Here is a 26,000-nt window from a genome sequence, read left to right as displayed (position 1 = left end):
CGCCCCTGAAAAGAATGCGCAGTTCCCCGCGCCCCTGAATTCCCCCGCGCACCTGAAAACGACGGGCACCCCGGAGGACCGTACTCCGGGGTGCCCGTCTGCTTGTGGGTCAGAACTCCGCGATCGGGTTCTTCAGGGTGCCGACCAACTGGAGGGCGCCGGACGGGTCCGACAGGTCCACCATCTGCTCGTTGTTGCGCAGTTGGAGGCGGTTGAGACAGGACAGCGCGAACTCCGGGGCGAACATGTCGTACTGCTTGAACTTGTCGGCGAATCCGGGCATCGACTCCTGGTACTCGCGGGTGACCTCCGCGACCGTGCGCCAGAAGTCGTCCTCCTCCAGGATGCCCTCGGAGGCGAGGTTCGCCGCGAGGAAGCGGAAGAAGCAGTCGAAGACGTCCGTGAAGACCGACAGCAGTTTCTTGTCCTCCGGGACCTCCACGCGCAGCCGCTCCACCGTCGGCGGCAGCACCGCGTCCGGGTCCATGACGGCGATCTCCTCGGCGATGTCCTTGTAGATCGCCCGCTGCACGACGCCGTCCTTCAGCACGAGGATGACGTTCTCGCCGTGCGGCATGAAGACCAGGTCGTAGGCGTAGAAGCTGTGCAGGAGGGGCGTGAAGTACGCGCGGAGGTAGTGGCGCAGCCACTCCTTCGGGGGGAGGCCCGACTGCTCGATCAGCGCGCCCGCGACGGACGCCCCCTGGTGGTCGACATGGACCAGGGACGCCATGGTGGCCAGGGACTCGCCGTCCTTCAGGGACGGCACCGGGCTCTCCCGCCACAGCGCGGCGAGCATCTTGCGGTACGGCGAGTAGCGGTCCGTCGCCTGCTCGTACTCCAGGTGCCGGTAGCCGACGGCGGCGCGCTCCCGGATGATCGACAGGCCGGTCGACTTCAGGACCTCGTCGTTGTCGATGAGCTGGGCCAGCCAGTCGTTGATCGCGGGGGTGGCCTCCATGTACGCGGCCGACAGCCCGCGCATGAAGCCCATGTTGATGACGGACAGGGCCGTCTTCACGTAGTGCTTCTCCGGGCTGGACCGGTTGAAGAACGTCCGGATGGACTGCTGGGCCAGGTACTCGTCGTCGCCCTCGCCGAGGCAGACGAGGTGCTTCCTGGCGACCTCGGCCGCGAAGGTGACGGTGAGTTTGTTCCACCACTGCCAGGGGTGGACGGGGATGAGGAGGTAGTCGGCCGGGTCCAGGTCCTGGTCGCGCAGGACGCCGTGGAAGCGCTCGACGGTCTCCTCGCCCAGCTCCTCGCGCAGGAACGACTCGTACTCGATGCCGACACCGGCCGTGAAGGCGGCCCGCGAGCGGTGGGCGGCCAGCCACACCAGGCGGACCGGGCTCGCCGTCTCCGGCGCGTACGACAGGTACTCGTGGATGCCGAAGCCGAGCCGGCCGTTGTTGGCCACGAAGCAGGGGTGGCCCTCGGTCATGCCGGTCTCGATGGTCTGGAAGTCGCCGCGTGCCAGCTCGGCGGCCGTCGTCTCCGGCTTGGTGAGCTTGTAGCAGGTGCCCGAGAGGGTGGAGGAGATCTCCTCCAGGTAGACGGGCAGGATGTCGTCGCTCAGACCCAGGGACTTCTGCAACTCGATGAAGAAGTCCAGGGCGGCGAGCGGGAGTTCGCCGCCGTCACGGTGGCGGGTGATCGAGTCGGCGTCGACCTGCCAGTGGTCGAGGGCGCGGATCGTGGCCGTGAAGGCGTACCGGGTCAGGCCGTCGTCGCTGCGGACGACGTATTCGCCGTCACCGGTGGCCTCCGGTGTGATGAGCCGCTCGTGCGCGAACTCGGCGAGTGCCTTGCGGATCAGGAGGCGGTTGGCCCGCGCCCAGCGGTGGGGGGACAGATGCGCTACGGCGTCGGACAGGGTCATACGGCTACTCCTCGGGCGGCCAGGAACTGTTCGCGCGTGCAGAAACTCAGCAGCGCGCGCTTCTCCGGCTTGTCGATCTCGCGGACGGGAACGAAGCCGACGGCCTCGTTCAGCGCGTGCACGGCCTTGTTGCTCACGTCGGGCTCCACGACGACCCGCCGGGTGCGCGGGTCGGCGAACAGCTCGTCCATCACGGCGGTGATGACCGCCCGGGTGAAGCCGTGGATCGGCCGGTCGGTCGGCGCGACGAGGAAGTGCATGCCGACGTCACCGGGCTCGGGGTCGTACAGACCGGTCAGCTCGACGTACCGGGGGTCGTACTTCTCCATCAGGAACGCCGGCCGGCCCTCGTGCAGGCCGAGGTAGGCGTGGTGGTGCTCGTGCGCCGCGATGCGCATGTACTCGCGCTCGACGTCCGGGAGTTTCGCGTCCTGCATCATCCAGTAGGCCGCCTTGGGGTGGGTGACCCAGGAGTGCAGCAGCTCGGCGTCTTTGAGGGGGTCGAGCGGGCGGATGGTGAAGGTGCCGATGCCGGTGGTGCTCATACGGAGAACTCCTGGAACGCGATCGTCTTCTCGACCGGGTAGTACTCGGTGCCGAGCAGCTCGCGGATGATGTACGCGTTCCGGTACGGGCCCATGCCCAGGTCGGGGCTGGTGATGCTGTGGGTGTGGACGCCGGCGTTCTGGAGGAAGACGCCCCGGCCGGTGACGTCGATCGCGTAGTTGCGGGCGACGTCGAAGTTGCCCCGGGAGTCGTAGACCAGGCGGTCCCGCACGGGCTTGAGGAACTCCGGCTCGGCGTACCGGTAGCCGGTGGCCAGGACCAGGCCCTCGGAGGTCAGCTCGAAGTCCTTCCCCTGCTCCTCCTGGCGGAAGCCGAGCGTGTACGTGCCGTTCTCGTACGCCGCGCTGGCCAGGGAGGAGTTGGTGAGCAGGCGCGTGGGTACGGGACCGCCGAGGTTCTTCTGGTAGAGCAGGTCGAAGATCTCGTTGATCAGGTCGCCGTCGATGCCCTTGAACAGGCCCTTCTGCTCGGCCGTGAGGCGGTAGCGGGTGGCCTCGGGCAGTTCGCGGAAGTAGTCGACGTACTCCGGCGACGTCATCTCCAGCGTGAGCTTGGTGTACTCCAGCGGGAAGAAGCGCGGGGAGCGGGTGACCCAGTTCAGCCGGTAGCCGTGGACGTCGATCTCGCTGAGCAGGTCGTAGTAGATCTCGGCGGCCGACTGGCCCGAGCCGACGAGCGTGATCGAGTCCTTCTTCTGGAGCTCCGCCTTGTGGCTCAGGTAGCGGGAGTTGTGGATGAAGTCGCCACCCAGGTTCTCGCAGGCCTCGGGGATGTGGGGCGGGGTGCCCGTGCCGAGGACGAGGTGACGGGCGCGGAAGACCTCTCCGGCCTCGGTGTGCACGAGGTAGACATCGTCCTCGTACCGAACTTCCGTCACCGTCGTGCCGAAGCGGATGCTGCTCAGTCTGTTCGCGGCCCAGCGGCAGTAGTCGTCGTACTCCACGCGCAGCGGGTAGAAGTTCTCGCGGATGTAGAACGAGTACAGCCGGCCCTTCTCCTTCAGGTAGTTCAGGAAGGAGTACGGGGACGTCGGGTCGGCGAGGGTGACCAGGTCCGACATGAACGGCGTCTGGAGGTGGGCGCCGTCGAGGAACATGCCCGCGTGCCACTCGAAGTCGGGCTTCGACTCCAGGAAGACGCCGTCGAGTTCGTCGATCGGTTCGGTGAGGCAGGCCAGGCCGAGGTTGAAGGGGCCGAGCCCGATGCCCACGAAGTCGTGGGTCTTGGTCGGGTTTTCAGGACGCGCGGTCAAGGGACTCTCCCAGGTACTGCTCGGCGTGGCCGGCGATCAGATCGAGGACGGCGGCGATGTCGGACGCCTGCGTCTCGGGGTTGAGCAGGGTGAACTTCAGGTAGTGACGGGCGCCGACCTTGGTGCCCGCGACGATGGCGTCGCCGGAGGCGAACAGGGCCTTGCGGGCGTAGAGGTTGGCGCGGTCGATCTCGGCGGGGTCGGTGACGGCCGCCGGGATGTAGCGGAAGACGAGGGTGGACAGGCTCGGCTCCACGACGACGTCGAAGCGCGGGTCGCCGGCGAGCAGCCTCCAGCCCTCCCGGGCCAGCTCGCACACCTCGTCGAAGAGCTGCCCGATGCCGTCGGCGCCCATGGTCCTCAGCGTCATCCACAGCTTGAGGGCGTCGAAGCGGCGGGTGGTCTGGAGGGACTTGTCCACCTGGTTGGGGATACGTTCCTCCGCCATGCGGCGCGGGTTCAGGTACTCGGCGTGGTAGGTGGCGTGCCGGAGCGTGGCCGCGTCGCGGACCAGCACGGCGGACGAACTCACCGGCTGGAAGAAGGACTTGTGGTAGTCCACGGTGACGGAGTCGGCGCGCTCGATGCCGTTCAGCCGGTCCCGGTGCTTCAGGGAGGCGAGCAGTCCGCAGCCGTAGGCGGCGTCGACGTGCATCCAGGTGCCGAACTGCTCGCACAGCTCGGCGATCTCGGGCAGCGGGTCGATCGAGCCGAAGTCGGTGGTGCCGGCGGTGGCGACGACGGCCATGGGGACGAGGCCGTCCTGCTTGCAGCGCTCCAGTGCGCGGGCGAGGGCGACGGTCTGCATGCGCTTGTCGTGGTCGACGGGTATGGAGACCACGGCGTCCTGGCCGAGCCCGAGCAGTTTCGCGGACTTCTGCACGCTGAAGTGGCTGACCTCGGAGGAGAAGATCCGCAGTTTCGCCAGGGTGTCGGTCTTGGCCTCCTCGCGGGCGAGCAGCAGCGCCTGGAGGTTGGACTGGGTGCCGCCGGAGGTGAACACGCCGTCGGCGGCGGGGCCGAGGCCGATGCGCTCGTTCGTCCAGTCGATCAGTTTGCGCTCGATGAGCGTGCCGCCGGCCGACTGGTCCCAGGTGTCCAGGGAGGAGTTCACGGCGGACAGGACGGCCTCGCCGAGCACGGCGGGGATGACGACCGGGCAGTTGAGGTGGGCCAGGTAGCGGGGGTGGTGGAAGTAGATCGCGTCCCGGAGGTAGACGTCCTCCAGTTCGTCGAGCACCGCGGTGGTGTCGTGCAGCGGCTTGTCGAGGTCGATCGCGTCGATGGCGGGAGCGAGGGCGTCGACGGTGACGCCGGTGAACGGCCGTTCGGTGGTGGCGAGTTTGGCGGCCACCCGCTCGACTCCGTCGGTCACGGAGCGGCGGTACTGCTCCGCCGTGGTGTCGTTGAGCAGGTGCGAGCGCATGTGGGGGTCCTCCGGTGGGGACAGTCCGGTGCGGGACAGGGGCGGGCTGAACCGCGGGTTCAACTTAGGTAAGCCTAACCTAAGTTGATGTGTGCGCTCAGCCGGGCCCTGCCGTGACTGTGGTCACTCGGGTCAGTAGGTGCGGGGGAAGGCCTGGGAAGGGGGTGGAGGGCTGGTGGGCCGCGGTGTTACCCCTCTGCCCGCAACTGCTCCTCGGTCACGCCGCGGCGCCAGTAGCCGACGAACGTGACCCGGCGGCGGTCGATGCCGCGCTCGCGCACGAAGTGCCGGCGCAGCTCCTTGACGCAGCCGGACTCGCCGGCGATCCAGACGTACGGCCGCTCGGCGGGCGGCAGTTGGGCCTCACGGAGGGCGTCGAGGGCCAGGGAGGAGCCCTCGGGGCCCTTCTCCTCCTTCACGAGCCAGGTGATCTCGGCGTCCGCCTCGGTCGGCAGGTCCTGGATGTCCCCGGCGTGCGGCACCTCCAGCCAGACCCGGGCGCGGGTGCCGGCCGGCAGCGACTCGACGATGGCCGAGGCGGCCGGTACGGCGGTCTCGTCGCCCCAGACGACCACGAGGTCGGTGTCCTCGGGCGGACGGAAGCGGATCGCCCGGTTGTCGGCGACGGCCGGGCCGAGCAGCAGGACCCGGTCTCCGGCGGCGGCCCGGGCGGCCCAGCGGGAGGCGGGGCCGGCCTGCACCGAGGCGCCCGGCTCGATGCCGTGCAGCGCGAAGTCGATGTCGATCTCGTCCGGATCGCGGCGCAGTGCCCGCAGGGTGTACGACCGCATCACGGCCCTTACGTCATCCGGCAGTTCACGCCAGCCCTGCCACCACCCGTCCCCGAGCTCCAGCGGGACGACCGGCTCGGGCTGCCCGGGGTGGGGCAGGAACAGCGACAGCGACTGGTCGCGCCCGTCGGAGTGGAAGGCGTGCAGATCGGGCCCGCCGAAGGTGACACGGACCAGTGACGGACCGAGCCGCCTCGTCCGCACGACCTGGAGCGAGAAGAAACGGAACGGGGCGGCCACGGCGGTGGTCATCTATGGCTCCTGAGTTGGCGTCAGGCAGTGTTGGGGCGTACTTCAGGGGGGCGGGGCTGTGTCGACATGCGGCTCCGCCGCGTGGGCGCGACAAGCCACATGCGGCTCGCGGCCGCGTATGTTGAGCAGCCCCCACGGCGCTGAGCGCTTAACTGACCTTCTTGGCGGTCTCGATGGCCTTGGCAAGGTTCTCCACCAGCGGCACACACTTGTCGTAGGACAAGATCGGCTCGGCCGAACGCGAGATGACCTGCCCGGCCTTGACCGCCGGCAGCTTCTTCCACGTCGCCTCGGTGATGTTCGCCGGCTGGATCGCCGAGGACCGGTCGTCCATCATGATGATGTCGGCCGCGTACTTGTCGACGTTCTCCCAGCTGAGGCTCTCGAACCAGCCGCCGCCCTCGGCCTTGGCCTTCTCCGGCGGCTCGACGAAGTTCACGCCGAGGGCCTTGAAGTACTCCAGGTCGACGGAGAGGTTGGTGCCGGAGACGTAGAAGAGCTCCTGGCTCGCGGAACCGGCCATCACCTTGATGTCGGGGTGTGCCTTGGCGGCCTTGCGCAGCCGCTCGGAGGCCTCCTCGAACCGCTTCTTGGCGTCGGTGGCCTTCGCGGCCTTCATGTCGCCGCCGAGGGACTCGGCCAGCTCCCACATGCGCTGGAGCGGGGCGGTGAGCTGACGGTCGTAGACCGATATGCCGACGCTCGGCGCGAGCTTGGCGATCTTGTCCTTGGAGGCCTCGGGGACGTACCAGAGGGTGCCCGCGGAGTCGAACATGGTGCTGATCAGCACCTCGGGGGCGAGGGCGGCGTACTTCTCGACGTTGAACTGGTCCCAGGTGTTGCCGAGGATGGTCACCTTGCTGATGTCCATGTCGCCGGCCTGGACGTCGGGCTTGCCGTCCTGCGTCTTGGTCGGGCCGAAGACGCCCTTGACGGAGACGCCGTAGTCGTACAGGGCGGTGGCGACGCCGGTGAAGGCGACGATGTTCGCGGGGACCTTGTCGAGCTGCACGTTCTTGCCGCGGTCGTCCTTGAAGGACCACGGGCCGGACTTGGCGGACGCCTTCGAGTCCGAGCCGCCGTCCGTCGAGTCCTCGCTGCCACACGCGGTCACGAGGGCACCGAGTCCGAGAGCGCCACCGGCGGCGAGGATGCCGCGGCGGGAGAAACGGGCGGTTCTGGCGTTCGACATCGCTGGGTCTGCTTTCGTACGTTCGGAGCCACTGCGGGCACGGCTGTCAGCCAGTTGGCTGGATTCAAGCTTAGGTTAGCCTAACCTCATGCCGTGTCCAGGGGGGCCCTGGTACCTGTGCCCGGGGGAGGGGGCGGGAATGCGGACGGGCGCAGTGATCCGGATCACCGCGCCCGTGAGCAGGTCCCAGCCGGTAGTTCAGCTGACCAGCCCCAACTCCCGTGCGATCAGCATCCGCTGGACCTCGCTCGTGCCCTCGCCGATTTCGAGGATCTTGGAGTCGCGCCACATGCGGGCGACCGGGTACTCGTTCATGAAGCCGTAGCCGCCGTGGATCTGGGTGGCCTCGCGGGCGTTGTCCACCGCGATGGTGGAGGAGTAGAGCTTGGCCAGCGCCGCCTCCTTCTTGAAGGGGTCGCCGGACACCAGGCGGGCCGCCGCGTCGCGCCAGGCGAGGCGGGCCGTGTGGGCCTTCATCTCCATGTCGGCGATCTTGAACTGGATGGCCTGGTTGGCGGCGATCGGCTTGCCGAAGGCGTGGCGTTCCTTGGCGTACTTGACGGATTCGTCGACGCAGCCCTGTGCCAGGCCCGTCGCCAGGGCCGCGATGGCGATGCGGCCCTCGTCGAGGATGCGGAGGAACTGGGCGTAGCCGCGGCCCTCCTCGCCCAGCAGGTTCGCCGCCGGGACCCGGACGTCCGAGAAGGACAGTTCGCGGGTGTCCGAGGCGTTCCAGCCGACCTTCGAGTACGGGGCCGCGATCGTGAAGCCCGGCGTGCCGGAGGGGACGATGATCGAGGAGATGAGCGGCTTGCCGTCCGGCGTGCGGCCGGTGACCGCCGTGACCGTCACCAGGCCCGTGATGTCCGTGCCCGAGTTGGTGATGAAGCACTTCGTGCCGTTGATCACCCACTCGTTCGTCGACTCGTCCAGGCGGGCCGTCGTGCGGGTCGCGCCCGCGTCGCTGCCGCCGTCCGGCTCCGTCAGGCCGAACGCGCCCAGGAGTTCGCCGGAGCAGAGGCGGGGGAGCCATTCCTGCTTCTGGGCCTGAGTGCCGTAGCGGTAGACGGGCATCGCGCCGAGCGAGACGCCGGCTTCCAGGGTGATGGCGACCGAGGAGTCGACCCTCGCCAGTTCCTCCAGGGCCACGCCCAGGGCCAGGTAGTCGCCGCCCATGCCGCCGTACTCCTCGGGGAACGGCAGCCCGAACAGGCCCATGCGGCCCATCTCCCGGACGATCTCGTACGGGAACTCGTGCCGCTCGTAGAGGTCGCCGATCTTCGGCGCCACGACCTCGTGCGCGAACTCCTCGACCGTGCGGCGGAGTTCCTCCAACTCGGGGGAGAGGCGGTAGTCCATGGTGATCACTGCTCCTCGGTGTCCTCGTGGGACAGGGCTCGGACGGTGCGGGACGGGCTGGGTCGGCCCAGATGGGTGGCCATCCACGCGCTGGTGGCGACGAGGCGGCCGAGGTCGATTCCGGTTTCGATGCCGAGGCCCCGCAGCATCCACACGAGGTCTTCGGTGGCCAGGTTGCCGGTCGCGGACTTGGCGTACGGGCAGCCGCCCAGGCCGCCCGCGGAGGCGTCGACCGTCGTGACCCCCTGCTGGAGGGCCGCGAGCGTGTTGGCGAGGGCCTGGCCGTACGTGTCGTGGAAGTGGACGCCGAGGGCGGACGGCGAGATTCCCGCTTCGTCGAGGGCCGCCAGGAGCGCGACCACGTGGCCCGGGGTCGCCACGCCGATCGTGTCGCCCAGGCTCAGTTCGTCACAGCCCATGTCCAGCAGGGCCCGGCACACCTTCACCACCTGGGGGACCGGGACCGCACCCTCCCAGGGGTCGCCGAAGCACATGGAGAGGTAGCCGCGGACGTGGACCGACTCGGCCTTCGCCCGGCTCACCACCGGGTCGAACATCGCCAGTGCCTCGTCCACCGTGCGGTTGAGGTTGGCCTTGGCGAAGGACTCCGTGGCGCTGGCGAAGACCGCCACCCGCCGGGCGCCGAGCGCCAGGGCGCGGTCCAGGCCCCTTTCGTTCGGGACGAGGACCGGGAGTGCCGCCGGGAGGTCACTGACGAGGGGGAACAGCTGCTCCGCGTCCGCCAGTTGGGGGACCCACTTGGGGTGGACGAAGCTCGTCGCCTCGATCGTCGTCAGGCCCGCTTCGGCCAGACGGCGGATGAACTCCGCCTTGACTTCGGTGGAGACCGTCGCCTTCTCGTTCTGGAGGCCGTCGCGCGCGCCCACCTCGTGGATGCGGACGCGGGTGGGGAGGTCCCCGGCCGGGACCATCATCGGGAGACCGTCGACTGTCATTCCTCCACCTCCTCGTGGGGTGCGATGACCGCCAGGACCTGGTCCATGGCGACCGTCGAGCCCGGGGTCACGTCCAGCTCGGTGACCTTGCCGGCGTGCGGGGCGGAGATGACGTGCTCCATCTTCATCGCCTCCACCACCAGCAGGCTCTGGCCCGCCGTCACCTCGTCGCCGACGGCGACCTTCACCACCGTCACCGTGCCCGGCATGGGCGCGGTCAGCGAGTCGGCGCCCGCGTGGGCCGCGCGGCTCAGGGACGCGGCCACCGGGTCGTGATCGCGTACGTGCCAGGCGTCGCCGTCGCGGCCGAGCCAGTCGGCGGCGCGGTGGAAGGTGTGGCGGACGCCGTCCAGCGTGACGGAGACCCGGTCGTCGGTGACCGTGGCGGTGCCGCGCGGGGTGTACTCCAGGGGGTCCTGGACCCTGAGGTGGAAAGCGGGCGGTTTGCGCTCCCCGCCGAGCCGCCAGCCGCTGGGGACCGAGAAGGGGTCCGTCCAGCCGCCCGGCTCGGGCCGAAGCGCCTCCAGGCGTACCGCGGCTGCCGCCTCGTACACCTCCTCGGGTACGTCCGTGGAGACCAGACCCTCGACCTCCCGCTCCACCAGGCCGGTGTCCAGGTCTCCGGCGACCACCGCCGGGTGGGCGAGCAGCCGGCGCAGGAAGCCGGCGTTGGTCTGCACCCCGAGCGTGACCGTCTCGGCCAGGGCCGAACGGAGCTTGCGCAGCGCGGTCGCGCGGTCGGGGCCGTACGCGATGACCTTCGAGAGCATCGGGTCGTAGAGACTGCCGACCTCCGTGCCCTCCGTGAGGCCCGAGTCGGTGCGGATGCCGTCGCCCTGCGGTTCGCGGAGCTTCAGGACCGTGCCGCCGGAGGGAAGGAAGCCGCGCGCCGGGTCCTCGGCGCAGATGCGGGCCTCCACGGCGTGACCCGTCAGCCGTACGTCCTCCTGGGTGAAGCCGAGGGGCTCCCCGGCCGCGACCCGCAGCTGCCACTCGACCAGGTCCAGGCCCGTGATCAGCTCGGTGACCGGGTGTTCCACCTGGAGGCGGGTGTTCATCTCCATGAAGTAGTACGACGACGGGTCGACGCCGGGGACGATGAACTCCACCGTGCCCGCGCCCCGGTAGCCGCAGGAGCGGGCCGCCTGGACCGCCGCCTCGCCCATCGCGGAGCGGGTCTCCTCGTCGAGGAGCACACTCGGCGCCTCCTCGATGATCTTCTGGTGGCGGCGCTGGAGGGAGCACTCGCGCTCCCCGAGGTGGACGACGTTGCCATGGCCGTCGGCCAGGACCTGGATCTCGATGTGGCGGGGGCGGTCGATCCAGCGCTCGACCAGGAGCGTGTCGTCGCCGAAGGAGGCGCGGGCCTCGCGGCGGGCCGCGGCGATCTCCTCCTCCAGCCGGGTCAGGTCCCGCACCAGGCGCATGCCCTTGCCGCCGCCGCCCGCGCTCGGCTTCAGCAGCACGGGCGCGCCCAGCTCGCGGGCCGCGTCGGCCAGTTCGGGGTCGCGTCCACCCGGGACCACGGGCACTCCGGCCGCCCGGACCGTCTCCTTGGCGCGGATCTTGTCGCCCATGAGGGAGATCGCGTCCGCCGGAGGGCCGATGAAGACCAGGCCGGCTTCGGCGCAGGCGCGCGCGAAGGCGGCGTTCTCGGCGAGGAAGCCGTAGCCGGGGTGGACGGCCTGGGCGCCGGTGCGCGCCGCCGCCTGAAGCAGGCGCTCCACCGACAGATAGCTCTCGGACGCCGGGGCCGGTCCGATCCGGACCGCCGTGTCCGCCTCGCGGACATGCCGGGCGTCGGCGTCCGCGTCGGAGAAGACGGCCACCGAGCGCACGCCCATCGACCGCAACGTACGGATGACCCGTACGGCGATCTCGCCCCGGTTGGCCACAAGCACTGTCTCGAACATCGTCGTCCGTCCCCTCACATCCGGAAGACGCCGAACTGGGGGTCACCCAGGGGCGCGTTGGCGCACGCGGTCAGGGCCAGACCCAGGACCTGCCGGGTGTCCAGCGGGTCGATCACACCGTCGTCCCAGAGGCGGGCCGTCGCGTAGTAGGCGTTGCCCTGGCGCTCGTACTGGTCGCGGATCGGGGCCTTGAAGGCGTCCTCGTCCTCCGCGGGCCAGGACTCGCCCCGTGCCTCCAGCTGGTCCCGCTTGACGGTCGCGAGGACCGACGCGGCCTGCTCGCCGCCCATGACCGAGATCTTGGCGTTCGGCCACATCCACAGGAAGCGGGGGGAGTACGCCCGGCCGCACATCGAGTAGTTGCCGGCGCCGTACGAGCCGCCGACCACGACCGTCAGCTTCGGCACGCGCGTGCAGGCCACCGCCGTGACCATCTTGGCGCCGTGCTTGGCGATGCCGCCCGCCTCGTAGTCCTTGCCGACCATGAACCCGGAGATGTTCTGGAGGAACACCAGCGGGATGCCGCGCTGGTCGCACAGCTCGATGAAGTGGGCGCCCTTCTGGGCGGACTCGGAGAACAGGATGCCGTTGTTGGCGACGATTCCCACCGGATGGCCGTGGATCCGGGCGAAGCCCGTGACCAGGGTCTGGCCGAACTCGGACTTGAACTCGGCGAAACGGGAGCCGTCGACGACGCGCGCGATGATCTCCCGTACGTCGTACGGGGTGCGGGAGTCGACCGGGACGGCGCCGTAGAGGCCGTGGGGGTCGACCTTGGGTTCCGTGGGCTCCGTGACCTCCCAGGGGAGCGGTCCTCGGGTGGGGAGGGTGGAGACGATCGTGCGGACGATGCGGAGTGCGTGCGCGTCGTTCTCCGCGAGGTGGTCCGTGACGCCCGAGACGCGGGAGTGGACCTCGCCGCCGCCGAGCTCCTCCGCCGTGACGACCTCGCCGGTGGCCGCCTTCACCAGGGGCGGTCCGCCCAGGAAGATCGTGCCCTGGTCGCGGACGATCACCGCCTCGTCGCTCATCGCCGGGACGTACGCCCCGCCGGCCGTGCAGGAGCCGAGGACGGCGGCGATCTGGGGGATGCCGGCGCCGGACATGCGGGCCTGGTTGTAGAAGATCCGGCCGAAGTGGTCGCGGTCGGGGAAGACCTCGTCCTGCATGGGGAGGAAGGCGCCGCCGGAGTCCACGAGGTAGACGCAGGGGAGGCGGTTGTCGAGGGCGACCTCCTGGGCGCGGAGGTGCTTCTTGACCGTCATCGGGTAATACGTGCCGCCCTTGACCGTGGCGTCGTTGGCGACGATCACGGTTTCGCGGCCGCTGACCCGGCCGATGCCGGCGATGACACCGGCGGCCGGGGCCTGGCCCTCGTACATCCCGTCGGCCGCGAGCGGGGCCAGCTCCAGGAAGGGCGAGCCCGGGTCGAGGAGGGTGTCGACGCGGTCGCGGGGGAGCAGCTTGCCGCGCGCGGTGTGGCGGGCGCGTGCCTTCTCGCCGCCGCCCTGTGCGGCTGAGGCCAGCTTGGTGCGCAGCTCCTCCACGAGGGTGCGGTGCGCCTCCTCGTTGGCCCGAAAGGCCTCCGACGCGGGGTCTGCCGCGCTCGTGAGCTCCGGTGCCTCGTGCATCCTGCGGTCCCCTCACCTTGTTAATGAGCGTTAACGCATTTCCTTCAGGTTAACGACCGCTAACCTCCCTGTCTAGAATTGTTTTCATGGCCACCAGAACCGATGCCCCCACCCGACGCGCGCAGATCCTCAAGGAGGCTGCCCGGCTGTTCGCCGAGCGGGGCTTCCACGGGGTCGGAGTCGACGAGATAGGTGCCGCTGTCGGGATCAGCGGGCCCGGGCTGTACCGGCACTTCGCGGGCAAGGACGCGATGCTCGCGGAGCTGCTGGTGGGGATCAGCGGGCAGTTGCTGACCGGGGCGAAGCGGCGGGTGGCGGAGGCGGACGGGGGTGCGGGGGCGGAGGCGGTCCTCGACTCGCTGATCGAGGGGCATATCGACTTCGCGCTCGACGACCGGCCTCTGATCACCCTGCACGATCGGGAGCTGGATCGCCTCCGGGACAGTGACCGGAAGATGGTGCGGCAGCTCCAGCGGCAGTACGTGGAGCTGTGGGTGGGGGTGGTGCGCGAGGTGTACCCCGCGTTGGGGGAGGCTGCGGCGCGGTCGGCTGTGCACTCGGTGTTCGGGCTGCTGAACTCGACGCCGCATCTGGGGAGGGCGGGGTCTCTGCCCGGGCGAGGGGCTACGGCGGAACTGCTGCATCGGATGGCTCGGGGGGCGTTCGCGGCGGTGGGGGTTTAGCGGGAGGTTTGACCACCCGCCCGCCCGAAGTGTTGGGCAAGAGGTGCCCTCGCCTCGGGGCCCCGCCCCGGACCCCGGCGGGGCTTCGCCCCTGCATCCCGGTGTTCGCCCTCCCGCCCGAACCAGTTGGGCAAGAGGTGCCCTCGCCTCGGGGCTCCGCCCGGACCCCGGCCGGGGCTTCGCCCCCTGTGCCCCGCGCGTGCCCACCCGCCCGAAGCGGGTGCGCAAGAAGCTGGGCTCGTCCCGGGGGTCCCGCCCCGGGCTTCGCCCCCCCGGGCGGATCCCCGAGCCGCTGACCGCCCCCACGGAGTGGAGCCGCGGGCGGGCTCGCCCTGGTCACGGGGAGGTTCGGCCTTGGAGGGGACGAGCGGCGTGCGGCTACGAGGTCAGCCTCACCCGCAGGGCGTAGAAGCGGGTCGTCTGGGTCTGGTTCTCGTTGTCGTCGCTGGCGAGGAGGACCTTCAGGGTGTCCTTCGTGCGGCCCGTGATCGTCATGGCCTCGATGTTGTCGAGGAGGGGGTTCGGCTGGGGTTGTTTGGCCGTCGCTCCGAGGGAGGGGCAGGTCACGAGGTCGGTGAGGAGGGTCTTCTTGATCAGGCGGGCCTCGGGGCGGGTCGGCAGAGTGTCGATGCCGCTCGTGTCCGTCGCCCCGCGTGGGTCGGCCAGGTAGAGGCGGACCGTGTTGCCCACGCCGGAGGTGAAGCCGCGTTCCAGGACCAGGAGGCGGCCGTCGGGGGTCGCCTGGACCTCGGGGACTCCCAGGCCGGGGTCCGTGCGGTAGGCGTACTGGGCGCCGAGGGCGAAGTGGCCGTGCGGCGTCCTGCGCCAGGTCTGGAAGCGGACGGTCGTCGAGTCGTCGCCGGAGAGCGCGTACTCCATGGAGGCCAGCAGGGTGCGGCCGCCGGGGAGCAGGGTCAGGCCCTCGAAGGTGCCGTTGGGCCGGGCGCGGCCCGCGGGGCTCACGCGCAGGGCGTCCGGGACCGGGAGGCGGTCGAGGAGCCTGCCGGTGCGGGAGTAGCGGCGGATGGAGGGCTCCGTCTCGGAGGAGACGAGATACGTGCCGTCGCCGGCGACGACCAGGCCCTCGGAGTCGAGCGCGGTGCCGTTCTCGTCGGTGAGCGGGACCACGGACCGGGGCTTCAGCGTCCTCGCGTCCAGGCGGAAGAGCGAGGAGCGGTCGGAGAGGGCGGCCAGGGAGCCGTCGCTGTCCACGGCCAGCGCGGAGAGGTTGCCGACGTAAGTGTTCTCGTACGTCGTCTTGTCGAGCGCGTCGGAGTAGCCGTCGATGGAGACGGTCGGCGAGCAGGCGTGCTGCGTGTGCGCCTGGGCCGGGGCGGCGACGGTCAGGCAGGCGGCCGCCGTCAGGGCTGCGGTGAGGAGGGCGAGAGGAGTTCTGAGGGGCATGGCGTCACCGTAGGGCGGGCCGGTGACGCCGGGTAGGACGCGTGGTGAAGGGTCAGCTCGCGGCCAGATCCTTGTGGATGACCTTGGCCACGGCCTGGATGGTCGCGATGCCGTAGTTCATGGTGCTGTTGCCGTGGGTGAGCACGGTGATCATGTAGTCGTGGCCGCCGCCCTTGAACGCGCCCACGCTGTGCACCCGCCAGCCGTTCGTGGCGCGTTGCAGCCAGCCGTTCTTCACGGCCACGGTGACGCCGGACGGCACTCCGTACGGCGTGCCCCAGCGCTGGGACGAGACGACCTGGCTCATCAGCTTGAGGATGTAGGCGCGGGAGTTGTCGCTCAGGACCGCGTTCTTGGCCGTCAGGAGCTTCAGCAGCTTCTGCTCGTCGGTGACGGTGATCTGCGTCAGGCCCCAGTACCCGTTCGCGCCGGGCTTGGTCTGGGTCATGCCGGCGGCGGTGAGGAAGCCCTTGATCTTCGTCATGCCGAGCTGCTTCCACAGGGTGGAGGTCGCGGCGTTGTCCGACTTGGTGATCATGGCCTTGGCGAGGGTGTTCTCGCGGTCGGTGAGGTACCGGTTCGTCTTCTTCGCGTCCCACAGCAGCGTGGCGAGGACGGTGACCTTGACGACGCTGGCCGAGTCGTAGGCGGTGCTCGCGCGCAGGGTGCACGTCGTGTTGGTGCTGCGGTCGTAGAGGCCGACGGCGACCGTGCCCTTGCGGGTGGCCAGCGCGGCGGTGATGTCCTTCTTCAGCTTGGTGGCGAGGCCGGCCTTGGCGGACGTACAGGTCACGGCCGGAGTGGCGGCGGAAGCGGGCGTGGCGGCGGCGACGAGCGGCACGAGCACGCCCGTACCCACGGCCGCCGCCAGCACTCTCGCGCGGCGGGATATCCCAGAAGTCATGCACCCATGACTCATCGGGGCGGGGGAAAGGTTGTGCGACTTGGCGAAGACTTGTGCGAGTCGTTATCGGGGCGCCGTGCGGTTTCACGGGGTGTGCCCAATTCCGGCACATTCGGCACAGCGGCCACAAATCAGGGTTGTTCGCCACGCCTCGACCCGGCCGTTCCGCTGACCCCTGCCGAAACTCTTGACGCCGCCTTTCCCGCCGGGATACTTGCGGTCGACAGCGCGTCAACTTCCCTACGAGAAAAGAGATTTGACTTCCGCTGTCCGAGATCCCGAACGTCGTGCGAAGTTTCGCAAGCTTTCGACGGCCCCCCACAGAAGGATCCTCAATGAGCCCACGCAAGGCCCTCATAGCCGCCCTGACGGCCGCACTCCTGGCCGGCCCGGCCGTCGCCCAGGCCGCTACCCCCCAGACCACTTCCCAGACCGCACCCACCCCGGCCCGCGAACGCGCCGCCGCGGCCACCATCACCTGGTCCCTCGTGCGGGCGAGCAACCCCACCGAGGACCAGCGCACCGCCTACGACGCCATCACCCGGGCCATGAACGCGGCGGTGGCCCGCTACAACAACCTCAGTGACCTGGGCAAGACCATCACCGTCCGCTACGAGCCGGGCGTCCCCACCGCCGACGGCAACATCAACGGGACCATCCGCTTCGGCAGCAACCGCAGCTACATGACCGAGCGGACGGCCCTGCACGAGATCGCCCACACCATCGGCGTGGGCACCAGCTCGGGATGGTCCCGCCTCGGCGGCAGCGGCACCTGGACCGGCGGGCAGGCGACCGCGCTGGTCAAGCAGTACGACGGCTCCGGAGCCAAGATCTCCACCGGCGGCGGGCACTTCTGGCCCTACGGCCTGAACTTCGAGAACGAGATGTCCAACACGGCTGCCGACCGCCACGTCCACCTCGTCGCCGCGATGGTCCGCGACGGCCTGTAGGCCGTGTCCGACCCGTGTTTGAGAGGTGACTGGCGTGTGGGGTGGGCCGGCCCGGAAAGTCGCGGGCGGCCCACCTCATCGTGTCTGTTGAGGCGGGCGCCGGGTACTCGGTCCATTCACGTGTGTGGGGCCGAGGGAGAAGAGGTCGGGGCCGTGGCGGTGAAGGCGATGGGATGGGCGCACTCGTTCCCCGTGTCCGAGGGAGTACACGCCGGGCGGGAGTGGACGCGCAGGCGTCTCGAATCCCTGCCCTGGGCCGCTGCGGAGCCGGACACGGTCGACGCCATCGTGCTGGCCGTGTCCGAGCTGATCACCAACGCGCACATCCACGCGCACAGCGACGCGCACCTGGTCCTCACATGGGACGGCGACTGCCTTCATGTGAGCGTCCACGACGAGGACCCGACGCTGCCGCGCCAGCGCGAAGCGGAGCCGGGGGATGTCTCCGGCCGCGGAGTGGCGATCGTGCAGAAGCTCGCGGATGAGTGGGGGATGCGGTGCCAGCGGAACGGCAAGACGGTGACGGCATGCTTCCGCCCCGCCGATGCCCATGCCGATGTCGATGCCGATACCGGCAACGACCGGCATGACGGCACCAGTAACTGAGTTCTGCTCGCACACGGAAAAGCGCGCCCATCGCACGGAAAACGGAAAAGCGCGCCCATCGCACGGAAAGGCGCGCCGTCGGTCAGAAGGGCTTGCGGCCGCGGACGGTCAGAAGGGCATGCGGCCGCGGGAGCGGCGCCCCGCCGAACCGCTGCGGCTCACCCAGCGCGAACTGCTGTGGAAGGGCTTGCTGAAGAGCCGGCCCAGAATGCCGGGCGCCTTGCCGCCGGCCCGGGCCCCGGCACCGAGCGTACGTTGCGTGCCGCGTTCGGGGTGGCGGGACAGACGTGGGACGAGGAAGGCCAGGACGGCCAGGACCACACACCCGACGATGACGGCGGCGACTACCATGATGAGCTCCCCTTCGCTGTGGACGGATACACGGGTGCCCCGCTCCGTCCCGCCCATGTGAGGAGCCAAGGCCGCGAGCTTTCTCGAACGCGGCCTGGCCGGATTCGGCCGCCGCTCAGCCCAGGTGCGTCGGCGCGAACATCCGCAGCACGGCCGGGAGCAGGACCACCGAGGGCCCCGGCGACGCGAGTTGCTTCGCCAGGTCCTGCTCCAGGTTCTCCGCGGTCGTACGGATCCCGGGGACGCCGAAGGACTCCGCCAGCGCCACGTAGTCCGGCCGGGTCAGCTCCGTCGCCGTCGCCTCGCCGAACGCGTCGGTCATGTACTCGCGCAGAATGCCGTAGCCGCCGTCGTCGACGATCAGCCAGGTGACGTTCAGTCCGTACTGGCGGGCCGTCGCCAGCTCGGCGATCGAGTACAGGGCGCCGCCGTCGCCGGAGACGGCGAGGACCGGCCGGGTCGGGTCGGCCACCGCCGCGCCGAGCGCCGCCGGGAAGGCGTAGCCGAGGCCGCCCGCGCCCTGGGCGGAGTGCATGTGGTTGGGGCCCTTGGCGTCGAACGCCGACCAAGCCCAGTACGCGAGGATCGTCATGTCCCAGAAGGACGGGGAGTCGGCGGGGAGAGCCTTGCGCACCGACGCCAACACGTCCTGCTCCGCCGTGAGTTCCTGGGCGGCGATGCGCTCGGCGACCTTCGCGAGCAGCGCGCGGACGCGCTCCGGCGCCGTCGGGTCCTGCCGCTCGGAGACCGTCTCCAGCAGCGCCTGCAACGCGAGGCGGGCGTCCGCGTGGATGCCCAGCGCGGGGTGGTTGGACTCCAGCTTGCCGAGGTCGGCCTCGATCTGGACGACCCGGCCGCGCGGCTTGAACGTGTGGTAGTTCGAGGAGAGTTCGCCGAGTCCCGAGCCGACGACGAGGAGGACGTCCGCGTCCTCCAGGAAGTCCGTGGTGTGGCGGTCCTCGATCCAGGACTGGAGCGACAGCGGGTGCGTCCAGGGGAAGGCGCCCTTGCCGCCGGGCGTCGTGACGACGGGCGCCTGAAGCGTCTCGGCCAGCTGACGCAGCTTCCTGGACGCGTCCGCCCGGACGACTCCGCCGCCCGCGATGATCGCCGGACGGGCGGCCTTCGACAGCAAGTCGGCGGCCACGGCGGTCAGTTCGGGGCGCGGCGGCAGTTCCTCGGGGAAGGCGTCGCCGCCGGTCACGACCGGGATCGCCGTCTCGGCGAGCAGCACGTCCTGCGGGATCTCCACCCACACCGGCCCGTGCGGGGCGCTCAGCGCCGATGTCCAGGCCGCCTCGATGGCGGACGGGATCTGCGACTGGGTGCGGACGGTGTGGACCGACTTCACCACGCCCCGGAACGAGGCCGCCTGGTCGGGCAGTTCGTGCAGATAGCCGTGGCGGCCGCCGCCGAGCCCCGCCGTCGGGACCTGGCTGCTGATCGCCAGGACGGGGGCGCTGGCCGCCGCCGCCTCCTGGAGCGCCGCCAGCGAGGTCAGCGCTCCAGGCCCCGTCGACAGCAGCAGCGGCGCCGCCTCACCCGTGATCCGGCCGTACGCGTCCGCCGCGAACCCGGCGTTGTTCTCCACCCGCAGGCCGACGTACCTGAGGTCCGAGCGGCGCAGCGCGTCGAACATGCCGAGGGCGTGCTGGCCGGGCAGGCCGAAGACGGTCGTGGCACCCAGCGCGGCCAGCGTCTCCACGACCAGGTCTCCGCCGTTGCGGCCGGGGGGAGGGTTCAGGGCTGCCTCCGTCTGGGCGGGCGTCGGGCGGAGCACCAGGTCGTGGTCGTGGGTCACTGCGCTTCCGAGTCCTTCCGGGCCGCGGCGATCTGGCGCGACATGATCGTGGTCAGTTCGTACGCCGTGTGGGACGCGGCCACCGACGTGATCTCCGCGTGATCGTACGCGGGGGCCACCTCGACGACGTCCGCCGAGACCAGGTTGCAGGACGCCAGCCCGCGCAGGATCTCCAGCAGCTCGCGCGAGGTCATGCCGCCGGCCTCGGGCGTGCCCGTGCCGGGCGCGTGGGCCGGGTCGAGGCAGTCGATGTCGATGGAGATGTACAGCGGCCGGTCGCCGATGCGCTGGCGGAGCTGGTCGGCGACCTCGTCGGCGCCGCGCCGGTAGACGTCCGCCGAGGTGACGATGCCGAAGCCCATCTTCTCGTCGTCGGTCAGGTCCTGCTTGCCGTAGAGCGGGCCGCGGGTGCCCACGTGGGACAGGGCGGAGGTGTCGAGGATGCCCTCCTCGACGGCGCGGCGGAACGGGGTGCCGTGCGTGTACTCGGCGCCGAAGTAGGTGTCCCAGGTGTCGAGGTGGGCGTCGAAGTGGAGCAGGGCCACCGGGCCGTGCTTCTTCGCCACGGAACGCAGCAGCGGCAGCGCGATGGTGTGGTCGCCGCCGAGGGTCATCAGGCGGGCGCCCGTGCCGAGCAGGTCGTCCGCGGCGGCCTCGACGGTCTCGACGGCCTCGTTGATGTTGAACGGGTTCACGGCGATGTCGCCGCCGTCCGCGACCTGGGCGAGGGCGAACGGGGAGGCGTCCTGCGCCGGGTTGTACGGGCGCAGCAGCCGGGACGCCTCGCGGATCGCGTTGCCGCCGAAGCGGGCGCCCGGCCGGTACGAGACGCCCGAGTCGAACGGCACGCCCACCACGGCGACATCGGCCCGTCCGCCGACCTCGTCGAGCCGGGGCAGCCGGGCGAAGGTCGCGGGGCCCGCGTACCGCGGAACGCGGGAAGAATCGACGGGCCCGCGGGGAGTCTCGTTGCTGCTCATGGAGAAATGCCTTCTTTCCAACGCTTCATCGCGTATGTACTGCTTGCCCTATGACTTTACTGGGGAGCCGGGACCGGTTCGGACGCGAGTTCGGGGGAGCGCCCGGCGAGCCGCTCGCGCCAGGCGGCGAGGACGGCGGCGTCGGTGGCGGGGGTGGCCAGGGAGACGGCCAGATAGGCGGCGAGCGAGGCGAGCAGGCCGTAGTAGACGGGCTCGTTGGCGAGGATGCCGTGCGCCGCCATCAGCACGATGACCGCGAGTCCGCCGACCACGACGGAGGCGAGGGCGCCGTACACCGTGCCCCGCTTCCACGCCAGCCCGCCGAGGATCGGCACGAGCAGTCCGCCGACGAGGAGGTTGTAGGCGACGGTCAGCGCCTGCACGACGTCGTCGATCGCGATGGCCGTGCCGATGACGGCGATCCCCATGAGCAGGATGAAGGCCCGGTTGCCCCGCACCTCGTCGTGGTCGTCCGACGGTGACTCGACGGTCCCCCGCAGCCGGGACCAGATGTCGTTGTTGGCGACGGTGGCACAGGCGATCAGCGCGCCGGAGGACGTCGACATCACGGCGGCCAGGGCGGCGGCCAGCACCAGGCCCCGGACCCCGACGGGCAGTTCCTCCTTCACGATGGTCGCGAAGGCGTCGTCCGCGCTGCCGAGGTTCGGGTACAGCACCTTGGCCGCCGTACCGATGACGGCACCGGCGAGAGCGTAGGCGAGGCAGTAGGTGCCGGCGACGGTCCCGCCCCACTTGGCGGTCCGGTCACTGCGGGCGGTGAACACGCGCTGCCAGATGTCCTGCCCGATGAGCATGCCGAAGGTGTAGATCAGCACGTAGGTGAAGATCGTCTCGCCGCCGATGCCGAGCGGGTCGAAGTAGCCGGTGGGCAGCTCGGCCTTCATCGCGGCGAAGCCGCCCGCCTTCACGACGGCGATCGGCAGCAGCAGGAGCAGCACGCCGATGGTCTTCACGACGAACTGCACCATGTCCGTCAGGGTGATCGACCACATCCCGCCGAGGGTGGAGTACGCGACGACGATCGAGCCGCCGAGGACGATCGCGAGCGTGCGGTTGATGTCGAACAGGACGTCGAAGATCGTGGCGTAGGCGATGGTCGAGGTCACCGCGAGCATGAGGGTGTACGCCCACATGACGACACCGGAGATGACGCCGGCCCGGCCGCCTCCGTAACGCAGGTCGAGCATCTCGGAGACGGTGTAGACCTTCAGCCGGGCGATGCGGGCGGAGAAGAAGACGGAGAGGGCGAGCAGGCCGAGGCCGATGGTGAAGACCATCCAGGCGCCGGACAGGCCGTACTGGTAGCCGAGGCCCACGCCGCCGATGGTGGAGGCGCCGCCGAGGACGATCGCCGCCATGGTGCCGGAGTACATGGCCGGGCCGAGCCGGCGGCCGGCCACCAGGAACTCGCTCTTGGACCGGGCGCGGCGCATGCCCCACCAGCCCATGGCGAGCATGCCGGCCAAGTAGACGACGATCACGAGGTAGTCGACGGCCATGGTGGCCTCCTTCGCGCACTCTCGGCGGCGTGACGAGGTCTGACACTAGGTGGCCGGAAAGCGACTGCGAAGTGTACGTTTCATCCATTCGAGCCGAGCAGGATAGAAGGAACGTCCACCATGCCGGAGTCCGCCGTTCCGCCCACCCCGCCCGTACCGCTCGCCGCCCTGCTGGCCCGCGAGAACCTGGCGCTGCGCCAGATCGCAGGTCCGTCCGACCCCGGCACGGTCGTCCACTGGGTGCACACATCGGAGATGGCGGACCCGTATCCGTATCTGCTCGGCGGGGAACTGCTGCTCACGGCCGGCGTGCACATCCCCGAGGCGGCGGGATCGGGCACGTACTTCGACGACTACGTGTCCCGGATCGTGGCGGCGGGCGGCGCGGCCCTCGGCTTCGGGCTGGCGCCGGTGCACGACACGGTGCCGAGGGCGCTGGTCGCGGCGTGCGAGAGGTACGGCCTGCCGCTGCTGGAGGTGCCGCCGCAGACCACCTTCTCGGGCGTGGCCCGCGCGGTCTGGCAGCTCATGGCCCAGGCCCGCCTGTCCGAACTCCGCCGCGTGACGGAGGCCCAGCAGAGCCTCGCCTCGGCCGCCTCCCGCCCCGACCCGGTCAGGTCGGTCCTGCGGCAGCTCGCCCAGCGGCTGGGGGGCTGGGCGGTGCTGTACGGGCCGGACGGGGCGGAGATCACGGGGGCGGGCCGGGAGCCCGGGGGCGAGGCGCGCGCGGCGCTGGCGCGGCTGGCGGAGGTCGTACGGCCGGACCGTCCGGCGCCTCCGGCAGGTGCGGCGTCACCGACCAGCTCCGCATCGCGCGCGCACTCGACCGGGCCCGGGCCGGGTGAGTCGGAGGTGGCCCCCTCCCGCTCGGCCCTCCCGAGCGGGCCCCGGTCGGGTGAGCCCGCGGCGGCACGCTCCCGCTCGGCCCACCGGCCCGGCCCGGCCTCGCCCGCCGGCCCACAGCCACCCACCGATCCCGGCCGTCCCGCACCCACCTCCGCCACCGACACCACCGCCGGTCTCCACCTCGCCGCCTACGCCCTCGGTGCCGGGCACGGGTTCGTGCTCGGGGTGGCCGCCCCGGGACGCGCGCCGGGGGACCACACCATCGCGTCCGTCGCCGCCGTGCTGCTGTCGCTCCTCACGGGGGAGCAGCACAGCGGCACCGGTGCCGCCCGTTCCTCGGCACTGGTGCGGCTGCTGCTGGGGGCCGCGCCCGAGGACGTCGCGCCGCTGCTCGGGGACGGGCGGCGGTGGGTCGTCGTGCATGCCCGTCCGGACGGGGAGGGCGCACCCGACGCCGTCGCGGCCTCCGCGCTGGGTGCCGCGCTCGGGTCCGCCCTGGTCGACCCGGCGGGCGACGTCGTACGGGTTCTGGTCCCGGCCGAACGGGCACCGGACCCGCTGCCCGGCTGGACCCTGGGCGTCAGCGCCGCCGTCGCCCCCGAGGACTGGCCCGCCGCCGACACCCAGGCGGTCCGCGCACTGGCCCGGGCCCGCGCCACCCGCGCCCCGCTGCTGCGGCACGGCCCGCGCCCCGCCCTCGCCGACCTGGTCCCGCCCGGCGAGGCGGCGGCCCACGCCCGCACCCTGCTCGCGCCCGTCACGGCCCACCCCGCGCTCCCCGAGACCCTGCGCACCTGGCTGTCCCTGCACGGCAGTTGGGACCGCACGGCCGTCGCCCTGTCCGTGCACCGCAACACCGTGCGGCAGCGCATCGCCCGGTGCGCGGCCCTGCTGGAGACCGACCTCGACGACCCGGACGTACGCATGGAACTCTGGTTCGCGCTGCGGCACATCTGAGTAGGTGACCGGGGTCCCTCTGAGTACGTGACGCACATCCCAGCGTGCGATACGCCAGGGCCGCCCGCAGTCGGCTGCCTCACAATGGGAGCCATGCCGATACCCGGGACACCCAGCCGCGCCGAACTCGTCGACCACCTCGTCAGGACGCGCATCGCGGGCGACGTCGCCACCCCCCGCGAGAACAACCTCTCCCACTACCGCAAGCTGGCGAACGCCGACCGTCACTACTGGTTCGGCCTGGAACTCGGCGACCGCTGGAGCGATGAGCAGGACGTCCTCGCGGTGATGGCGGAACGGGTCGGCGTGAACGACGATCCCGAGTACCGGTACGGCCAGGACACCATCGACCCGGAGTTGACCGTCGCCGGCCTGGAGCGGCTGGCCGGGCGGCTGCGCAAGGCCGCCGACGGGCAGCAGCGGGTCCTGTTCGCCACCGGCCACCCCGGCGGCCTGCTCGACGTGCACCGCGCGACCGCGGCGGCCCTGCGCACGGCCGGCTGCGAGATCGTCGTCATCCCGGAGGGGCTGACGACGGAGGAGGGCTACGTCATGCAGTTCGCTGACGTGGCGGTGCTGGAGCACGGCGCCACCCTGTGGCACACCCACTCGGGCGAGCCGATGAAGGCCATCCTGACCGCCATGGAGCGCGAGGGCCGCCCGCTGCCCGACCTGGTCGTCGCCGACCACGGCTGGGCGGGCTACGCGGGACAGCACGGCGTGGACTCCGTCGGCTACGCCGACTCCAACGACCCGGCCCTCTTCCTCGCCGAGGCCGAGGGCACCGTACAGGTGACGGTGCCCCTCGACGACCACGTGGTCAGCCCCCGCCACTACGACCCGATGACGGCGTACCTGCTGGCGGAGGCGGGCCTCAGCTAGTGCTCTGCTCGCGCGGGACCCGGACCACGCCCTCCTGGATCACCGTGATGGCCAGCCGCCCGTCCTGCGTGTATATCCGGGCCTGCCCCAGTCCCCGGCCGCCGTACGCGGACGGGGACTCCTGGTCGTAGAGCAGCCACTCGTCGGCGCGGAACGGCCGGTGGAACCACATCGCGTGGTCCAGGGAGGCCCCGACGACGTCCCCGACGGCCCAGCCGCCCCGCCCGTGGGCGAGCAGCACGGAGTCGAGGAGCGTCATGTCGGAGACGTAGGTGGCGAGGACGACGTGCAGCAGCGGGTCGTCGGCCAGCTTGCCGTTGGTCCGGAACCACACCTGGGAGTGCGGCTCGCGCGGCTCGCCGAACTTCCCGTACGGCGGCTCGTCGACGTAGCGCAGATCGACGGCGGACCGGGCCTCCAGGAACTTCTCCACGACCGCCGGGTCGAGATGGCCGTATCCGCGCAGCCGCTCCTCACCGGTGGGCAGCGTGGCGGGATCGGGTGCGGACGGCATGCGCTCCTGGTGGTCCAGCCCGTCCTCGTACACCTGGAAGGACGCCGAGAGGTGGAAGATCGGCTTGCCGTGCTGGACGGCGACCACCCGGCGGGTGGTGAAGGAGCGGCCGTCGCGGATCCGGTCGACGGTGTAGACGATGGGCGCGCCGGGATCGCCGGGGCGCAGGAAGTACGCGTGGAGCGAGTGCGCGGGCCGGTCCTCGGGGACCGTGCGCCCGGCGGCGACGAGCGCCTGGGCCGCGACCTGTCCGCCGAAGACCCGAGGGACGACGGCGGACCGGGACCGGCCACGGAAGATGTCCTCCTCGATCTGCTCCAGGTCGAGCAGATCGAGGAGGTCCTGTAGTGCCTGACTCATGCGACTGTTGTACCGGCCACT

22 protein-coding genes are annotated in these 26,000 nt (G+C 70.8%); 5 read left to right on the top strand and 17 right to left on the bottom strand.

Going from position 1 to position 26,000, the window contains the following annotated elements:
* Positions 1-109 precede the first annotated feature (109 nt).
* From QC385_RS38915 to QC385_RS38870, 10 genes are all read right to left on the bottom strand, one after another.
* Positions 110-1,882 (bottom strand): IucA/IucC family protein, encoded by a 1,773-nt coding sequence (locus QC385_RS38915; RefSeq protein WP_279546147.1) that lies wholly within the window; start codon positions 1,880-1,882, stop codon positions 110-112.
* The gene (locus QC385_RS38910; protein WP_086603880.1) at positions 1,879-2,427 is read right to left on the bottom strand and encodes a GNAT family N-acetyltransferase; all 549 of its coding nucleotides are present in this window, start codon (positions 2,425-2,427) and stop codon (positions 1,879-1,881) included. Before QC385_RS38910 ends, QC385_RS38915 begins: the two co-directional genes overlap by 4 nt.
* Complete coding sequence (locus tag QC385_RS38905) at positions 2,424-3,701, bottom strand: lysine N(6)-hydroxylase/L-ornithine N(5)-oxygenase family protein (protein ID WP_279546146.1); 1,278 nt, start codon at positions 3,699-3,701, stop codon at positions 2,424-2,426. Before QC385_RS38905 ends, QC385_RS38910 begins: the two co-directional genes overlap by 4 nt.
* Positions 3,685-5,127, bottom strand: a complete 1,443-nt coding sequence (gene desA, locus QC385_RS38900; RefSeq protein ID WP_279546145.1) for a lysine decarboxylase DesA — start codon at positions 5,125-5,127, stop codon at positions 3,685-3,687. The genes QC385_RS38905 and desA overlap by 17 nt, the downstream gene beginning before the upstream one ends.
* 188 nt (positions 5,128-5,315) lie before the next feature.
* A complete protein-coding gene (locus QC385_RS38895; protein WP_279546144.1) occupies positions 5,316-6,170 on the bottom strand; it encodes a siderophore-interacting protein in 855 nt (284 codons plus the stop codon).
* A gap of 148 nt (positions 6,171-6,318) precedes the next feature.
* Positions 6,319-7,362 (bottom strand): ABC transporter substrate-binding protein, encoded by a 1,044-nt coding sequence (locus tag QC385_RS38890; protein WP_279546143.1) that lies wholly within the window; start codon positions 7,360-7,362, stop codon positions 6,319-6,321.
* 198 nt (positions 7,363-7,560) lie between these two features.
* On the bottom strand, positions 7,561-8,721 hold the full coding sequence (locus tag QC385_RS38885; RefSeq protein ID WP_279546142.1) for an acyl-CoA dehydrogenase family protein: 1,161 nt from the start codon (positions 8,719-8,721) through the stop codon (positions 7,561-7,563).
* Positions 8,722-8,726: 5 nt separating this feature from the next.
* Entirely contained in the window at positions 8,727-9,677 is a 951-nt protein-coding gene (locus QC385_RS38880) for a hydroxymethylglutaryl-CoA lyase (RefSeq protein WP_279546141.1), read from the bottom strand.
* Entirely contained in the window at positions 9,674-11,590 is a 1,917-nt protein-coding gene (locus QC385_RS38875; protein WP_279546140.1) for an ATP-binding protein, read from the bottom strand. The genes QC385_RS38880 and QC385_RS38875 overlap by 4 nt, the downstream gene beginning before the upstream one ends.
* Before the next feature lie 14 nt (positions 11,591-11,604).
* Positions 11,605-13,221, bottom strand: a complete 1,617-nt coding sequence (locus tag QC385_RS38870; protein WP_279546139.1) for a carboxyl transferase domain-containing protein — start codon at positions 13,219-13,221, stop codon at positions 11,605-11,607.
* A gap of 86 nt (positions 13,222-13,307) precedes the next feature.
* Between QC385_RS38870 and QC385_RS38865 the strand changes: the two genes are divergently transcribed.
* Positions 13,308-13,904, top strand: a complete 597-nt coding sequence (locus tag QC385_RS38865; protein ID WP_279546138.1) for an SACE_7040 family transcriptional regulator — start codon at positions 13,308-13,310, stop codon at positions 13,902-13,904.
* Between the two features lie 378 nt (positions 13,905-14,282).
* On the opposite strand, the gene QC385_RS38860 is transcribed toward QC385_RS38865, so the two are convergent.
* Positions 14,283-15,308: an esterase-like activity of phytase family protein gene (locus QC385_RS38860; RefSeq protein ID WP_279546137.1), complete on the bottom strand. Its 1,026-nt coding sequence runs from the start codon at positions 15,306-15,308 to the stop codon at positions 14,283-14,285.
* A 52-nt stretch (positions 15,309-15,360) separates the two neighbouring features.
* Positions 15,361-16,212, bottom strand: coding sequence for a serine hydrolase (locus QC385_RS38855; RefSeq protein ID WP_279546136.1), 852 nt, complete (start codon positions 16,210-16,212; stop codon positions 15,361-15,363).
* 335 nt (positions 16,213-16,547) lie between these two features.
* Here QC385_RS38855 and QC385_RS38850 point away from each other — a divergent pair, with 335 nt between their 5' ends.
* Together QC385_RS38850 and QC385_RS38845 are read left to right on the top strand one after the other, a co-directional pair.
* Entirely contained in the window at positions 16,548-17,162 is a 615-nt protein-coding gene (locus QC385_RS38850) for a hypothetical protein (RefSeq protein WP_279546135.1), read from the top strand.
* A gap of 153 nt (positions 17,163-17,315) precedes the next feature.
* Positions 17,316-17,768, top strand: a complete 453-nt coding sequence (locus QC385_RS38845; protein WP_279546134.1) for an ATP-binding protein — start codon at positions 17,316-17,318, stop codon at positions 17,766-17,768.
* 108 nt (positions 17,769-17,876) lie between these two features.
* Here QC385_RS38845 and QC385_RS38840 read toward each other — a convergent pair whose 3' ends face one another.
* The 4 genes from QC385_RS38840 to QC385_RS38825 all read right to left on the bottom strand — a co-directional run bounded on the left by QC385_RS38840 (position 17,877) and on the right by QC385_RS38825 (position 22,420).
* The gene (locus QC385_RS38840; protein ID WP_279546132.1) at positions 17,877-18,119 is read right to left on the bottom strand and encodes a DUF6411 family protein; all 243 of its coding nucleotides are present in this window, start codon (positions 18,117-18,119) and stop codon (positions 17,877-17,879) included.
* Positions 18,120-18,234: 115 nt separating this feature from the next.
* Positions 18,235-19,920 carry a thiamine pyrophosphate-binding protein gene (locus QC385_RS38835; protein ID WP_279546130.1) on the bottom strand — a complete coding sequence of 562 codons (1,686 nt, stop codon included), beginning with the start codon at positions 19,918-19,920 and terminating at the stop codon, positions 18,235-18,237.
* Complete coding sequence (gene speB, locus QC385_RS38830; RefSeq protein ID WP_020273332.1) at positions 19,917-20,900, bottom strand: agmatinase; 984 nt, start codon at positions 20,898-20,900, stop codon at positions 19,917-19,919. Before speB ends, QC385_RS38835 begins: the two co-directional genes overlap by 4 nt.
* 56 nt (positions 20,901-20,956) lie before the next feature.
* Complete coding sequence (locus QC385_RS38825; RefSeq protein ID WP_279546127.1) at positions 20,957-22,420, bottom strand: sodium:solute symporter; 1,464 nt, start codon at positions 22,418-22,420, stop codon at positions 20,957-20,959.
* Between the two features lie 120 nt (positions 22,421-22,540).
* Here QC385_RS38825 and QC385_RS38820 point away from each other — a divergent pair, with 120 nt between their 5' ends.
* A complete protein-coding gene (locus tag QC385_RS38820) occupies positions 22,541-24,223 on the top strand; it encodes a PucR family transcriptional regulator (protein ID WP_279546126.1) in 1,683 nt (560 codons plus the stop codon).
* 93 nt (positions 24,224-24,316) lie between these two features.
* The gene (locus QC385_RS38815) at positions 24,317-25,105 is read left to right on the top strand and encodes a phosphatase (RefSeq protein ID WP_279546125.1); all 789 of its coding nucleotides are present in this window, start codon (positions 24,317-24,319) and stop codon (positions 25,103-25,105) included.
* Here the strand turns inward: QC385_RS38815 and tesB are convergent.
* Complete coding sequence (gene tesB, locus QC385_RS38810; RefSeq protein WP_279546123.1) at positions 25,098-25,979, bottom strand: acyl-CoA thioesterase II; 882 nt, start codon at positions 25,977-25,979, stop codon at positions 25,098-25,100. The two genes, QC385_RS38815 and tesB, sit on opposite strands and share 8 nt — an antisense overlap.
* Positions 25,980-26,000 lie beyond the last annotated feature (21 nt).

This window comes from Streptomyces sp. DH10 (genome assembly GCF_029813805.1).
GTDB classification, from domain to species: Bacteria; Actinomycetota; Actinomycetes; order Streptomycetales; family Streptomycetaceae; genus Streptomyces; species Streptomyces coeruleofuscus.
The sequence above is the reverse complement of the archived record's forward strand: the minus strand, read 5'-3'. Positions and strand labels throughout refer to the sequence as shown.

Coding starts and splice junctions, on each gene's coding strand:
- tesB (WP_279546123.1), bottom strand. CDS start 25,979: ATGAGTCAGGCACTACAGGACCTCCTCGATCTGCTCGACCTGGAGCAG.
- QC385_RS38890 (WP_279546143.1), bottom strand. CDS start 7,362: ATGTCGAACGCCAGAACCGCCCGTTTCTCCCGCCGCGGCATCCTCGCC.
- QC385_RS38840 (WP_279546132.1), bottom strand. CDS start 18,119: ATGGTAGTCGCCGCCGTCATCGTCGGGTGTGTGGTCCTGGCCGTCCTG.
- QC385_RS38860 (WP_279546137.1), bottom strand. CDS start 15,308: ATGCCCCTCAGAACTCCTCTCGCCCTCCTCACCGCAGCCCTGACGGCG.
- QC385_RS38910 (WP_086603880.1), bottom strand. CDS start 2,427: ATGAGCACCACCGGCATCGGCACCTTCACCATCCGCCCGCTCGACCCC.
- desA (WP_279546145.1), bottom strand. CDS start 5,127: ATGCGCTCGCACCTGCTCAACGACACCACGGCGGAGCAGTACCGCCGC.
- QC385_RS38915 (WP_279546147.1), bottom strand. CDS start 1,882: ATGACCCTGTCCGACGCCGTAGCGCATCTGTCCCCCCACCGCTGGGCG.
- QC385_RS38870 (WP_279546139.1), bottom strand. CDS start 13,221: ATGCACGAGGCACCGGAGCTCACGAGCGCGGCAGACCCCGCGTCGGAG.
- QC385_RS38815 (WP_279546125.1), top strand. CDS start 24,317: ATGCCGATACCCGGGACACCCAGCCGCGCCGAACTCGTCGACCACCTC.
- QC385_RS38820 (WP_279546126.1), top strand. CDS start 22,541: ATGCCGGAGTCCGCCGTTCCGCCCACCCCGCCCGTACCGCTCGCCGCC.
- QC385_RS38855 (WP_279546136.1), bottom strand. CDS start 16,212: ATGACTTCTGGGATATCCCGCCGCGCGAGAGTGCTGGCGGCGGCCGTG.
- QC385_RS38875 (WP_279546140.1), bottom strand. CDS start 11,590: ATGTTCGAGACAGTGCTTGTGGCCAACCGGGGCGAGATCGCCGTACGG.
- QC385_RS38885 (WP_279546142.1), bottom strand. CDS start 8,721: ATGGACTACCGCCTCTCCCCCGAGTTGGAGGAACTCCGCCGCACGGTC.
- speB (WP_020273332.1), bottom strand. CDS start 20,900: ATGAGCAGCAACGAGACTCCCCGCGGGCCCGTCGATTCTTCCCGCGTT.
- QC385_RS38865 (WP_279546138.1), top strand. CDS start 13,308: ATGGCCACCAGAACCGATGCCCCCACCCGACGCGCGCAGATCCTCAAG.
- QC385_RS38895 (WP_279546144.1), bottom strand. CDS start 6,170: ATGACCACCGCCGTGGCCGCCCCGTTCCGTTTCTTCTCGCTCCAGGTC.
- QC385_RS38880 (WP_279546141.1), bottom strand. CDS start 9,677: ATGACAGTCGACGGTCTCCCGATGATGGTCCCGGCCGGGGACCTCCCC.
- QC385_RS38850 (WP_279546135.1), top strand. CDS start 16,548: ATGAGCCCACGCAAGGCCCTCATAGCCGCCCTGACGGCCGCACTCCTG.
- QC385_RS38825 (WP_279546127.1), bottom strand. CDS start 22,420: ATGGCCGTCGACTACCTCGTGATCGTCGTCTACTTGGCCGGCATGCTC.